The 13,199-nt window shown below is 56.2% G+C and carries 10 protein-coding genes; 1 reads left to right on the top strand and 9 read right to left on the bottom strand.

Annotated features, from left to right (window positions below):
* Positions 1-88: 88 nt before the first annotated feature.
* The 7 genes from lpdA to sdhC all read right to left on the bottom strand — a co-directional run bounded on the left by lpdA (position 89) and on the right by sdhC (position 9,230).
* The gene (lpdA, locus tag ACP7A4_RS05205; protein ID WP_048365275.1) at positions 89-1,525 is read right to left on the bottom strand and encodes a dihydrolipoyl dehydrogenase; all 1,437 of its coding nucleotides are present in this window, start codon (positions 1,523-1,525) and stop codon (positions 89-91) included.
* A gap of 106 nt (positions 1,526-1,631) precedes the next feature.
* Complete coding sequence (odhB, locus tag ACP7A4_RS05200) at positions 1,632-2,855, bottom strand: 2-oxoglutarate dehydrogenase complex dihydrolipoyllysine-residue succinyltransferase (protein ID WP_059764215.1); 1,224 nt, start codon at positions 2,853-2,855, stop codon at positions 1,632-1,634.
* 39 nt (positions 2,856-2,894) lie between these two features.
* Positions 2,895-5,726, bottom strand: a complete 2,832-nt coding sequence (locus tag ACP7A4_RS05195; protein WP_059764217.1) for a 2-oxoglutarate dehydrogenase E1 component — start codon at positions 5,724-5,726, stop codon at positions 2,895-2,897.
* A gap of 260 nt (positions 5,727-5,986) precedes the next feature.
* Positions 5,987-6,691 carry a succinate dehydrogenase iron-sulfur subunit gene (locus ACP7A4_RS05190; RefSeq protein WP_048365272.1) on the bottom strand — a complete coding sequence of 235 codons (705 nt, stop codon included), beginning with the start codon at positions 6,689-6,691 and terminating at the stop codon, positions 5,987-5,989.
* Between the two features lie 11 nt (positions 6,692-6,702).
* Positions 6,703-8,478, bottom strand: coding sequence for a succinate dehydrogenase flavoprotein subunit (gene sdhA / locus ACP7A4_RS05185; RefSeq protein ID WP_016780168.1), 1,776 nt, complete (start codon positions 8,476-8,478; stop codon positions 6,703-6,705).
* A gap of 3 nt (positions 8,479-8,481) precedes the next feature.
* Positions 8,482-8,850, bottom strand: coding sequence for a succinate dehydrogenase, hydrophobic membrane anchor protein (sdhD, locus tag ACP7A4_RS05180; RefSeq protein WP_003446906.1), 369 nt, complete (start codon positions 8,848-8,850; stop codon positions 8,482-8,484).
* Positions 8,844-9,230, bottom strand: a complete 387-nt coding sequence (sdhC, locus tag ACP7A4_RS05175) for a succinate dehydrogenase, cytochrome b556 subunit (protein WP_070411961.1) — start codon at positions 9,228-9,230, stop codon at positions 8,844-8,846. The genes sdhD and sdhC overlap by 7 nt, the downstream gene beginning before the upstream one ends.
* A 351-nt stretch (positions 9,231-9,581) precedes the next feature.
* Between sdhC and gltA the strand changes: the two genes are divergently transcribed.
* A complete protein-coding gene (gltA, locus tag ACP7A4_RS05170) occupies positions 9,582-10,871 on the top strand; it encodes a citrate synthase (protein WP_059764219.1) in 1,290 nt (429 codons plus the stop codon).
* A gap of 296 nt (positions 10,872-11,167) precedes the next feature.
* Here gltA and ACP7A4_RS05165 read toward each other — a convergent pair whose 3' ends face one another.
* Positions 11,168-12,826 (bottom strand): cation acetate symporter, encoded by a 1,659-nt coding sequence (locus ACP7A4_RS05165; protein WP_059764221.1) that lies wholly within the window; start codon positions 12,824-12,826, stop codon positions 11,168-11,170.
* Complete coding sequence (locus tag ACP7A4_RS05160; RefSeq protein ID WP_059764223.1) at positions 12,823-13,134, bottom strand: DUF485 domain-containing protein; 312 nt, start codon at positions 13,132-13,134, stop codon at positions 12,823-12,825. Before ACP7A4_RS05160 ends, ACP7A4_RS05165 begins: the two co-directional genes overlap by 4 nt.
* Between the last annotated feature and the right edge of the window lie 65 nt (positions 13,135-13,199).

Genomic DNA, 13,199 nt, shown 5'->3' with positions numbered 1-13,199 from the left:
CAAGACTGCGTCCGGCGGAAGTTCCGCGGTGAGGCTTGCAAGCAAGGCTCACGACGGGCAAACCGCCGTGGTTTCTTATTGTCTGGTCTTAACGTTTCTTACGGTTGGCAATGTGGATGGCGCCGCCATTCACTGCCAGCGCTGCTTCGTGCAACGCTTCGGACAGGGTTGGATGGGAGAAAACCATCATGCCCAGATCCTCGGCACTGGTGCCGAATTCCATACCGATTGCGCCCTGCTGTACCAGCTCTGCTGCGCTCGGGCCAATCACGTGGACACCCAGTACGCGGTCAGTTTTGGCATCAGCAATGACTTTTACAAAGCCACCGGTGTCGTTAGCTGCCATGGCACGGCCACTGGCTGCGAACGGGAAGGTGCCGACGTTAACTTCAACGCCTTCAGCTTTCAAGGCCTGTTCGGTTTTACCGACCCACGCGATCTCCGGGTGAGTGTAAATAACCGATGGAATCAGGTCGTAGTTCATCTCGGTCTTGTGACCTTTGATGCGCTCAACCACCATGATGCCTTCTTCGGACGCTTTGTGAGCCAGCATCATGCCGCGTACCACGTCACCGATGGCGAATACGCCCGGAACGCTGGTGGCGCAATGATCGTCAACAAACACGAAACCGCGCTCATCGATGGTCACACCGCTGTCAGCTGCCAGCAGTTCAGTGGTCACCGGACGGCGACCTACCGCTACGATCAGCTTGTCGAAGGTGATGGTCTGTTCGCCGTTGGCATCGGTGTAGGTCACAACGACTTCGTCGCCGTTAACCTTGGAACCGGTTACGCGAGCGCCCAGCTTGATGTCCAGACCTTGTTTGGTCAGGGTTTTGTAGGCTTCTTTGGACACAGCAGCATCAGCTGCCATCAGGAACGTGTCCAACGCTTCCAGAACAGTGACTTCGGCGCCCAGACGGGACCATACCGAACCCAGTTCCAGACCGATAACACCCGCGCCGATCACGCCCAGACGCTTAGGCACCGACTGGAATTCCAGTGCGCCAGTCGAATCAACGATGACGTTGTTGTCAACAGGTGCTGGCGGAATGTCGATCGGACGCGAACCCGAGGCCAGAATCACGTTCTCGGCTTCGATGATTTCTACGCTGCCGTCTGGCTTGGTCAGCTCTACACGCTTGCCGGCCAGCAGTTTGCCGTGGCCTTGCAGGGAAGTAACGCCGTTCGCCTTGAACAGGGTGGCAACGCCGGAAGTCAGACCTTTAACGATGTTGGCTTTGCGGCCGACCATCGCTGGCACGTCCATGTTCACTTCACCGGTGGTGATACCGTGAATGGCGAACGCATCTTTAGCTTCGTGATACTTCCAGGAGCTGTCCAGCAGCGCCTTGGATGGAATGCAGCCAACGTTCAGGCAAGTACCGCCCAGCGCCAGTTTGCCTTCCTTGTCGGTGTATTTTTCGATGCATGCAGTCGAAAGGCCCAGTTGCGCGGCCTTGATGGCTGCAACGTAGCCGCCAGGGCCCGCACCAATCACTACAACGTCAAATTTCTGAGACATGTAAAAGAATCCTCTTTTAGCGACACGCTTCAAGCCGACCGCTGCAAGTCAGAACCCGGTCGCGAACGACTGAAGGCTCCAGACTTGCAGCGCAGGGCTGCTTCTATCAGATATCCAGCAGCAGACGCGCTGGATCTTCCAGCAGGTTTTTGATTGCTACCAGGAAACTTACAGCTTCTTTGCCATCGATCAAACGGTGATCGTAAGACAAAGCCAAATACATCATCGGACGGATAACGACCTGACCGTTGATTGCCATTGGGCGCTGAAGAATGTTGTGCATGCCCAAGATCGCAGCCTGCGGCGGGTTGACGATCGGGGTCGACATCATCGAACCGAAAGTACCACCGTTGGTGATCGTGAACGTACCGCCGGTCATTTCGTCGATCGACAGTTTGCCGTCACGGGCTTTCTTGCCGTAAGCGGCAATGCCGCCTTCGATTTCAGCCAGGCTCATCAGTTCTGCGTTACGCAGAACCGGAACCACCAGACCACGGTCGCTGGAAACAGCCACACCGATGTCGGCGAAGCCGTGGTAAACGATGTCGGAACCGTCGATCGAAGCGTTAACTGCCGGGAAGCGTTTCAGCGCTTCGGTGGCCGCTTTAACGAAGAACGACATGAAGCCCAGGCGTACGCCGTTGTGGGACTTCTCGAACAGGTCCTTGTACTTCGAACGCAGTGCCATGATTTCGGTCATGTCTACTTCGTTGAAGGTGGTCAGCATCGCCATGTTCGACTGTGCTTCAACCAGACGCTTGGCCACGGTGGCGCGAACGCGGGTCATCGGTACACGTTTTTCAACGCGGTCGCCAGCAGCGAATACCGGAGCAGCAGCGGCAGGCGCGGCGGCCTTGGCAGGTGCAGCAGCAGGCGCGGCCTTTTTGGCAGCAACAGCAGCGACTACGTCTTCCTTGGTCACACGACCGCCTTTGCCAGTACCGGCAACGGAAGCAATGTTGATACCGTTTTCTTCAGCGATCTTGCGCGCAGCCGGAGCAGCAACCGGATCGTCTTCGCCGTCAGCGGCAGGTGCAGCAGCCTGGGCAGCCGGTGCAGCGGCTGGAGCGGCTGGAGCGGCAGCAGCAGCGCCGCCTTCAACGATGGAACCCAGCACTTCGTCGGACAGAACAGTGTCGCCTTCGTTCTTGACGATAGCGCCCAGCACGCCATCAGCTGTGGCCAGCACTTCCAGCACAACCTTGTCGGTTTCGATATCAACGATCAGGTCGTCACGCTTTACAGCGTCGCCTGGTTGCTTGTGCCAAGTGGCAACGGTGCCGTCGGCAACCGATTCCGGAAAAGTTGGGGCTTTAATCTCGATAGCCATGTTCGTGGTTCCTTTAATTCGGTTCAGTGCGCGAAGGCGTTAAACAGTAAACGCGTCTTGCAACAGTTTGGCCTGTTGCTCAGCGTGCATCGATGCATAACCACAAGCAGGTGCAGCAGAAGCGTCACGGCCCGCGTACTCGAGTACGAGCGACTTGTCGTGACCGCCAATGATGCGGCGCATGTGATGTTGGCTGCAGTACCAGGCACCCTGGTTCATCGGCTCTTCCTGACACCAAACAATGTGTTTGAGGTTTTTGTACGGAGCCAGGACTTCAATCAAGTCGTCCTCAGGGAATGGGTACAGCTGCTCAAGACGCACGATGGCGATGTCTTCACGACCTTCGGCACGGCGTTTTTCCAGCAGGTCGTAGTAGACCTTGCCGCTACACAGCACGATGCGATCGACCTTGGCCGGATCTTGTGCATCGATCTCTGGAATAACGGTCTGGAACGAACCTTCGGCCAGGTCTTCCAGGGTCGAAACGGCCAGTTTGTGACGCAACAACGACTTGGGTGTCAGCACAATCAGCGGCTTGCGCAGCGGACGGATAACCTGACGGCGCAGCAGGTGGTAGATCTGCGCTGGCGTGGTCGGTACGCACACCTGAATGTTGTGCTCGGCACACAGTTGCAGGTAACGCTCAAGACGTGCCGAGGAGTGCTCAGGGCCCTGACCTTCATAACCGTGTGGCAGCAGCATGGTCAGACCGCACAGGCGACCCCACTTGTGCTCGCCGCTGGTGATGAACTGGTCAATCACGACTTGTGCACCGTTGGCAAAGTCACCGAACTGGGCTTCCCAGATCACCAGCGCGTTTGGCGTAGTGGTCGAGTAACCGTATTCGAATGCCAGTACGGCTTCTTCCGACAGCAACGAGTCGTACAGGTCAAAACGTGGCTGACCTTCGTACAGGTGCTGAAGCGGAATGTAGGTGCCCGCATCTTTCTGGTTGTGCAACACGGCGTGACGGTGCGAGAACGTACCGCGGCCGATGTCTTGACCGGTCATGCGGATCGGGTGACCTTCGAACGCCAGGGTCGCGTATGCCATGGTTTCGGCATAACCCCAGTTGATCGGCAGGCCGCCGGCTTGCATTTTTTGACGGTCTTCGTAGATCTTCGCAACCTGGCGCTGTACCACGAAGCCTTCTGGAATTTCCAGCAGCTTGGCAGACAGTTCTTGCAGGGTTTTGAGATCAAAGCGCGTGTCGTGACGCGCCGTCCAGGCGTGGCCCAGATATGGACGCCAGTCAACGAACAGCTCTTTGTTCGGCTCTTTGACCAGACTTTTCACAACATGCAGACCGTTGTCCAGCGCGTTGCGGTATTCGTCGATCTTGGCCTGAACGCGCTCTGCGTCAACCACTTGCTCTTGCGTCAGACGCTCGGCATACAGCTCACGGGTGGTGCGCTGCTTGGCGATTTGCTGATACATCAGCGGCTGCGTACCGTTTGGCTCGTCGGCCTCGTTGTGACCGCGACGGCGGTAGCAGAACAGGTCGATCACGACGTCGCGCTTGAACTGCATGCGGTAGTCGATGGCCAACTGGGTCACGAACAACACGGCTTCCGGATCATCACCATTCACATGGAGGATCGGCGCCTGAATCATTTTCGCAACGTCAGTGCAGTACTCGGTAGAACGGGAATCTTCCGGGTTGCTGATGGTGAAGCCAACCTGGTTGTTGATCACCAGATGCACCGTACCGCCCGTCTTGAAGCCGCGGGTCTGCGACATCTGGAAGGTTTCCATGACCACGCCCTGACCTGCGAAAGCAGCATCACCGTGGATGGAAATTGGCAGCACTTTCTCGCCAGTCTTGTCGTTACGACGATCCTGACGGGCACGTACAGAGCCTTCAACCACAGGAGAAACGATCTCCAAATGGGAAGGGTTAAACGCCATTGCCAGGTGAACTTCGCCACCGGAGGTCATGACGTTGGAGGAGAAGCCCTGGTGGTATTTAACGTCACCGGAACCCAGCTCGATCTTCTTCTTGCCTTCGAACTCGTCGAACAATTCGCGCGGGTTTTTGCCGAAGGTGTTCACCAATACGTTCAGACGACCACGGTGGGCCATGCCGATGACGATTTCTTTGGTGCCGTAGTTGCCCGAACGCTGGATCAGTTCGTCCAGCAAAGGAATCAGGCTCTCGCCGCCTTCCAGGCCGAAACGCTTGGTGCCGGGGTATTTGGTACCCAGGTATTTTTCCAGACCTTCAGCAGCCGTGACGCGCTCAAGCAGGTGGCTTTTGACATCTGCCGAATACGTTGGGCGGCCGCGCACGCTTTCGAGGCGCTGTTCAAACCAGTGGCGCTGCTCGGAATCGACGATGTGCGTGAACTCTGCGCCAATGGTGCGGCAATATGTCTGCTGCAACGCTTCGAGAATTTCGCGTAGGCTCGCTTCCTCTTTGCCGATGTACAGGTCGCCGGCACGGAAGGTCGTATCAAGATCGGCATTGGTCAAGCCGTAATGATTGATCGACAGGTCTGCAGGTGCAGGACGCTGCCACAGCCCCAGCGGATCAAGCTGGGCTGCCTGGTGGCCGCGCATCCGATAGGCCTGGATCAATCGCAGCACTTCAACCTGCTTCTTCTCGTGCTCACTGCTCACGCTCCCGGCGGAAACCGGTTGGGCGCGGCGCTGGTTCTTTGCCAGCAGCACGAAATGGTCGCGGATTGTGGAGTGCGAAACATCGTTGGCAGAGTTGCCGTCAGTCGGCAACGTCTGAAATTTGGTGCGCCATTCTTCTGGCACAGCGTTAGGGTCGTGCAGGTAGAGCTCATAGAGCTCTTCCACATAGGCAGCGTTACCACCTGAAAGATAGCCGCTGTTCCACATGCGCTGCATCACGCTTTCTTGCATGCTTGGTCACCCTCGGTTAGGGGACACCATCGACGAGAACACCAGAGCACGCTTGAGAAAGTCCGAATACAGCGACTAAAACAAGCCACTTAGGATCACGCTGATAGTCCGGGTACCAGCCCGGATGCCCCTGCTGGTCTCATTTCTTCAAAATAAGAGCCGCAACTTTGTGAGCTGCTGCTCAGGTTATAACTACGGCGCCGGTTGAAGCCTGCGCCGTAGCATCTACGGTTACAGCGATCTACGTTACAGCTTGTGTATCAAACGCCGCTTTGCAGCAGCATGCTACGCACGTGACCGATGGCCTTAGTCGGGTTCAAGCCCTTCGGACACACGTTGACGCAGTTCATGATCCCGCGGCAGCGGAATACGCTGAACGGGTCATCCAGTGAAGCAAGACGCTCGCTGGTCTTGGTGTCACGGCTGTCAGCCAGGAATCGATAGGCTTGCAGCAGTGCAGCAGGGCCCAGGAACTTGTCCGGGTTCCACCAGAAGGACGGGCAGGAAGTCGAGCAGCAAGCGCACAGGATGCACTCGTACAGACCGTCGAGCTTTTCACGCTCTTCTGGCGATTGCAGACGTTCGATGGCCGGGGCCGGCGTATCGTTCTGCAGGAACGGCTTCACCTTCTCGTATTGCTTGTAGAAGATGCTCATATCGACGACCAGGTCACGGATAACCGGCAAACCTGGCAGAGGACGAACGATCAGCTTGTTGCCTTTAACGACAGCGGACAGTGGCGTTACGCACGCCAGGCCGTTTTTGCCGTTGATGTTCATGCCGTCGGAGCCGCAAACGCCCTCACGGCAAGAGCGACGATAGGAGAAACCTTCGTCCTGCTCTTTGATCAGAGCCAGTACGTCCAGCACCATCAGGTCTTTACCGTTGGTATTGACCTGGAACTCCTGCATGAACGGCGCAGCGTCTTGATCCGGGTTGTAGCGATAAACACTGACTTTCAACATATCGGCCACCCTTAGTAAGTCCGAACCATAGGTTCGAAGGTCGGAACGGTTTTCGGCGAGAAGTTCACCGCACGTTTGGCTACGCGCTTGTCACCCGGGAAGTACAGGGTGTGGCACAGCCAGTTAACGTCGTCACGATCTTCGAAGTCTTCACGGGCGTGAGCACCGCGCGATTCTTTACGGACTTCAGCAGCGATTGCAGTCGCTTCAGCCACTTCGAGCAGGTTTTGCAGCTCAAGGGCTTCGATACGGGCCGTGTTGAACGCCTGGCTCTTATCGTTGATTTTCACGTTGGCGATGCGCTTGCGCAGATCGGCCAGCTGGGCAATACCCTTCTGCATGTATTCGCCAGTGCGGAATACACCGAAGTAGTTCTGCATGCAGCTTTGCAGTTCTTTACGCAGGGTTGCCACGTCTTCGCCGTCAGTACGCGAGTTCAGGCCGTCCAGACGTGCCAGGGCAGCGTCGATATCGGACTGGCGTGGGCGCGCATAATCGACGCCTTCTTTGAGGGTCTGCTCAAGGAACAGGCCGGCAGCACGACCGAACACCACCAGGTCGAGCAACGAGTTACCGCCCAGACGGTTGGCACCGTGAACCGATACGCACGCCACTTCACCCACTGCGAACAGGCCAGGAATGATCTGGTCGTTGCCGTCGGCGTCCTGAGTGATTGCCTGACCATGAATGTTGGTGGCAACGCCGCCCATCATGTAGTGGCAAGTTGGAACTACTGGAACCGGAGCCAGTACCGGGTCAACGTGAGCGAACGTCTTGGACAGTTCGCAGATGCCTGGCAGACGGCTGTGCAGAACTTCTTCACCGAGGTGATCGAGTTTCAACATGACGTGGTCGCCATCCGGACCGCAGCCGTTGCCCGCGATGATTTCTTTAACCATCGAGCGAGCCACAACGTCACGACCAGCAAGGTCTTTAGCGTTCGGCGCATAGCGCTCCATGAAACGCTCGCCGTGCTTGTTGATCAGGTATCCACCTTCACCACGGCAACCTTCGGTAACCAGTACACCGGCGCCGGCAATACCGGTGGGGTGGAACTGCCACATTTCGATGTCTTGTACCGGTACGCCAGCACGCAGCGCCATGCCAATACCGTCACCGGTGTTGATCAAGGCGTTGGTGGTCGAGGAGTAGATACGGCCTGCACCGCCCGTCGCCAATACGGTGGCGTTGGCACGAACGTACGAGGTTTCGCCGGTTTCGATGCAGATAACGATCATGCCGACAAAATCGCCAGCTTCGTTCTTCACCAGATCGACGCCGTAGTATTCGTTCAGGAATACGGTGCCGGCCTTCAGGTTGGCTTGATAAAGGGTGTGCAACAGCGCGTGACCGGTACGGTCAGCCGCAGCGCAAGTCCGTGCAGCCTGGCCGCCTTTACCGAAGTCCTTGGACTGACCGCCGAAAGGACGCTGGTAGATGCGGCCTTGCTCGGTACGGGAGAATGGCAGACCCATGTGCTCCAGCTCGAATACGGCTTCAGGGCCTACGGAACACATGTATTCGATAGCGTCCTGGTCACCGATATAGTCGGAGCCCTTGACGGTGTCGTACATGTGCCAGCGCCAGTCATCGTTTGGATCGGCAGAGGCGATTGCGCAGGTGATGCCACCCTGAGCCGAAACGGTGTGGGAGCGGGTCGGGAAGACCTTGGTGATTACAGCAGTCTTGTGACCGCCTTGTGCCAGCTGCAAAGCAGCGCGCATGCCAGCACCGCCGCCGCCAATAATAATGGCGTCGAACGAAAGTGTATTAACTGTGTTAGCCATGAATCAGATACCCCAAAGAATCTGCACACCCCAGACGAAGTAAGCGAACATTGCAACGCCGCAAACTGCCTGGAAGAGGAAACGTACTGCGGTCGCGGACTTGCCCAGCGCCATTGGCGTCAGGTAGTCGGTCGCGATGGTCCACATGCCGACCCAGGCGTGAGCGCCGAGTGCAACAAGGGCCAGCAGGCTGAAGATACGCATCCAGTTGCTTGCAAACAGCTCATGCCATTGGGCGTAGCCAATGCCAGGGTTCGCAACGAGGTATCCGATCAGGAAAATGAAGTAAGCCGCTAGAACGACCGCAGACACACGCTGTGCCATCCAGTCATAGAGGCCCGAACGCGATAGGTTCGTAACGCTGGTTACCATATCCAAACTCCTGCCAGAACGATCATCACCACGGAAATGACGATGACAATTTTCGAGCCCAGCTTGCCGCCTTCCAGCGTCTCACCGATACCCATGTCCATGATCAAATGGCGAATACCTGCCACCAGGTGATACAGCAAGGCAGATAGCAGCCCCCACGCAACGAATTTGGCCAGCGGACTGGTCAAGCACGCCTTCACCTCGGCAAAACCTTCTTCCGAACCCAGGGATTTGCTCAATGCATAAAGCATGATGCCCAGGCCAAGAAACAGAATGATGCCCGATACACGGTGCAGGAATGACGTAACGCCGGTGATGGGGAGTTTGATGGTCCTTAGGTCTAGGTTTACAGGTCGTTGGCTATTCACGGCTTTTTTCACACTGAAGAGCCCCTAACAATCAGGGCAAGTTTGTTGGGATGCGCACTGGTCAGGTACCCACCACCCGGGGAGTGACGACCCCCATCTAAACAGGCCCTAAAGCCTCTGGCGGTCGGCTGCCGAGTATAGACAGTTGGCTTACTAATGACAACGCAATCACCTGCCTCTAATAGCGCATTGCGCTCAGGCTATAAAAGGCGTAAACGGCAGGGATAATCGCTAAAAAACACACCTCAAAGCCTTGTACAGCAAGACTTTAGGCAAATTGACATTCAAATTTATCTCACTATAGTGGTGCGGGCCCTGCGTGGGGGGTCTGTCTGATGATTTCAAGCATAAATAGGAGGCCACATGGCTGACAAAAAAGCGCAGTTGATCATCGAGGGCGCAGCCCCCGTCGAGCTGCCCATTTTAACTGGCACCGTGGGTCCCGATGTAATCGATGTGCGAGGCCTGACGGCCACGGGCCGGTTCACATTTGACCCTGGCTTCATGTCGACCGCGTCTTGCGAGTCGAAGATCACCTATATTGATGGTGACAACGGTATCCTGCTGCACCGCGGCTACCCGATTGAACAGCTGGCCGAACACTCTGACTATCTTGAGACCGCTTATCTACTGCTCAACGGCGAACTGCCGACCGCAGAGCAGAAAGCTCAATTTGTCAGCACCGTAAAGAACCACACCATGGTTCACGAGCAGTTGAAGACCTTCTTCAACGGCTTCCGTCGTGATGCCCACCCTATGGCAGTCATGTGCGGTGTAGTCGGCGCCCTCTCGGCCTTCTACCACGACTCTCTGGACATCAATAACCCGCAGCATCGCGAAATTTCCGCGATCCGTCTGGTTGCCAAGATGCCGACCCTGGCAGCGATGGTTTACAAGTACTCCATGGGCCAACCCATGATGTACCCGCGTAACGACCTGACTTACGCCGAAAACTTCCTGCACATGATGTTCAACACCCCGTGCGAGATCAAACCGATCAGCCCGGTACTGGCCAAGGCGATGGATAAGATCTTTATCCTGCACGCCGACCACGAACAGAATGCGTCAACCTCTACCGTGCGTCTGGCAGGCTCTTCGGGTGCCAACCCGTTCGCCTGTATTGCGGCGGGCATCGCTGCACTGTGGGGCCCTGCCCACGGCGGCGCCAACGAAGCCGTGCTGACCATGCTCGACGAAATTGGCGATGTGTCCAACATCGACAAATTCATCGCCAAGGCCAAGGACAAAAACGATCCATTCAAACTGATGGGCTTCGGTCACCGGGTTTACAAAAACCGCGACCCGCGCGCCACGGTCATGAAGAAGACGTGCGACGAAGTTCTCAAAGAGCTGGGCATTCAGAACGATCCGCAACTCGAACTGGCCATGCGCCTGGAAGAGATCGCCCTGACCGACCCGTACTTCATCGAACGCTCGCTGTACCCGAACGTCGACTTCTACTCGGGGATCATCCTCAAGGCGATCGGCATTCCAACCAGCATGTTCACCGTGATCTTCGCCCTGTCGCGCACTGTCGGCTGGATCTCGCACTGGAAAGAAATGCTCTCCAGCCCGTACAAGATTGGCCGTCCGCGCCAGCTGTACACCGGCTACGAGCAGCGTGACCTGACCAACCTGGAAGACCGCAAGTAAGGCCTGTCATTGCACGACAGTGTCTTAGCTGCACCGAATACGGCCTCTATCTAATAGAGGCCGTATTTTTTTGTGCCCACAAACACCAAACTCATTTCGTAGCAGTTGCCAAGCTCCGCGAGGCTACGTCCGATGGCAAAGCCATCGTAAATGCCAAGCGAGGTTGAACTGACACACCGCTGCGCATGACTTTGCGACTGCTATGGGATTTGTGCGTGCCGCAGATGTCGGGGCCAATAAAAAATCCCCCTGCCTCACGACAGGGGGATTGTTTTAAGCAGGCTGTCTAGCGCGGATTAATGATCCACCGCCCCGCTTGCCCCCAACCCTGTCTGGGAACGTACAAACTGCGGGAAGAACAGTGCCCGCTCTTTCTCGGCCGACTTGGACTTGTCAGTAATCGAGAAGAACCAGATACCCACAAACGCAATGATCATTGAGAAAAGTGCCGGGTACTCGTAAGGGAAGATGGCTTTTTCATGATGAAGGATCTGCACCCAAATGGTTGGGCCAAGGATCATCAAGCCAACAGCACTGATCAGACCCAGCCAGCCGCCAATCATGGCCCCTCGCGTGGTCAGGTTTTTCCAGTACATGGAAAGCAGCAGTACCGGGAAGTTGCAGCTGGCCGCAATCGAGAACGCCAAGCCAACCATGAACGCGATGTTCTGGCTTTCGAACAGAATACCCAGGCCAATCGCCAACACGCCCAGCGCGATGGTGGTGATCTTCGAGACGCGAATCTCGTCCTTGTCGTTCGCCTTGCCCTTCTTGATGACGCTGGCATACAAGTCGTGAGACACCGCCGAGGCGCCCGCCAATGTAAGGCCCGCAACGACTGCCAGAATGGTGGCAAACGCGACCGCCGAGATAAAGCCCAGGAAGATACTGCCACCCACTGCGTCAGCCAAATGCACCGCCGCCATGTTATTACCGCCCAACAAGGCGCCAGCAGCGTCTTTGAAAGCCGGGTTGGTGCTGACCAGGATGATTGCACCAAAACCAATAATGAACGTCAGGATGTAGAAGTAACCAATGAAGCCAGTCGCATAGAACACGCTCTTACGGGCTTCTTTAGCGTCGCTCACCGTGAAGAAGCGCATCAGAATGTGCGGCAGACCAGCCGTACCAAACATCAGTGCAAGGCCGAGGGAGAAGGCAGAAATCGGGTCTTTGACCAAACCGCCCGGGCTCATGATCGCTTCACCTTTAGGGTGAATCTGCACCGCTTCAGCAAACAATGCGTTGAAGTCGAAGTTGACGTGCTTCATTACCATGACAGCCATGAAGGTTGCGCCCGACAACAACAGCACCGCCTTGATGATCTGTACCCACGTAGTGGCCAGCATGCCGCCAAACAGCACGTACAGGCACATCAGGATGCCGACCAGAATGACCGCAACGTGATAATCCAGACCAAAGAGCAATTGGATCAGCTTGCCTGCACCGACCATTTGCGCGATCAGGTAAAACGCCACCACCACCAACGAACCGCAGGCAGACAAGGAGCGGATCTGAGTCTGACCCAACCGGTACGAGGCCACGTCAGCAAACGTGTACTTGCCCAAGTTGCGCAAACGCTCTGCGATCAAGAACAAAATGATGGGCCAGCCCACCAGAAAGCCGATCGAGTAGATCAGGCCATCGTAGCCAGAGGTGTACACCAGCGCGGAAATACCCAGAAAAGACGCCGCAGACATATAGTCGCCCGCAATCGCCAGACCATTCTGAAAGCCTGTGATCTTACCGCCCGCTGCGTAGTAGTCCGCTGCCGACTTATTGCGCTTGGAAGCCCAATAGGTAATACACAGGGTCGCCCCCACAAAGACGACGAACATAATGATCGCCGACACGTTGAGCGGTTGTTTTTGAACTTCACCGGTCAAGGCATCGGCTGCCCAGACGCCGGAAGATAAGGCTGCAAGGCCCAATGTTGCCAATAGACGCCGGATCATTGCGCAGCCTCCTTGAGAATTGCGTTGTTCAGGTCGTCAAATTCGCCATTGGCCCGGTGCACATAGATACCGGTCAGTATAAAAGCCGAAATAATCAGCCCCACACCAATCGGAATCCCCCAGGTGATAGACGAATCGGGGCTCAGTTTCGCCCCCATGATGTGCGACCCGTAGGCAATTAACAGGATAAAAGCGGCGTACAAGCCAAGCATGATCGCCGATAGAATCCAGGCGAAACGCTCTCTTTTCTTAACCAGCTCCTTGAAACGCGGGCTGTTTTGAATCTTGAGGTAAATGCTGTCGTTCATTATTTTTGTCCTCGCAGCACAGATGAGATGGAACGTTTTCACTATTAGGGGGCTTCAATTTCTAA

It is taken from the genome of Pseudomonas sp. TWR3-1-1 (genome assembly GCF_049896545.1).
Lineage (GTDB): Bacteria > Pseudomonadota > Gammaproteobacteria > Pseudomonadales > Pseudomonadaceae > Aquipseudomonas > Aquipseudomonas weihenstephanensis.
Note: the sequence above shows the minus strand (reverse complement) of the source record. Positions and strands in the feature narration are given on the sequence as shown.

What these genes read in the sequence shown, in the direction of transcription:
- lpdA (WP_048365275.1), bottom strand. Translation starts at nt 1,525, where the DNA reads ATGTCTCAGAAATTTGACGTTGTAGTGATTGGTGCGGGCCCTGGCGGC.
- odhB (WP_059764215.1), bottom strand. Translation starts at nt 2,855, where the DNA reads ATGGCTATCGAGATTAAAGCCCCAACTTTTCCGGAATCGGTTGCCGAC.
- ACP7A4_RS05195 (WP_059764217.1), bottom strand. Translation starts at nt 5,726, where the DNA reads ATGCAAGAAAGCGTGATGCAGCGCATGTGGAACAGCGGCTATCTTTCA.
- ACP7A4_RS05190 (WP_048365272.1), bottom strand. Translation starts at nt 6,691, where the DNA reads ATGTTGAAAGTCAGTGTTTATCGCTACAACCCGGATCAAGACGCTGCG.
- sdhA (WP_016780168.1), bottom strand. Translation starts at nt 8,478, where the DNA reads ATGGCTAACACAGTTAATACACTTTCGTTCGACGCCATTATTATTGGC.
- sdhD (WP_003446906.1), bottom strand. Translation starts at nt 8,850, where the DNA reads ATGGTAACCAGCGTTACGAACCTATCGCGTTCGGGCCTCTATGACTGG.
- gltA (WP_059764219.1), top strand. Translation starts at nt 9,582, where the DNA reads ATGGCTGACAAAAAAGCGCAGTTGATCATCGAGGGCGCAGCCCCCGTC.
- ACP7A4_RS05165 (WP_059764221.1), bottom strand. Translation starts at nt 12,826, where the DNA reads ATGATCCGGCGTCTATTGGCAACATTGGGCCTTGCAGCCTTATCTTCC.
- ACP7A4_RS05160 (WP_059764223.1), bottom strand. Translation starts at nt 13,134, where the DNA reads ATGAACGACAGCATTTACCTCAAGATTCAAAACAGCCCGCGTTTCAAG.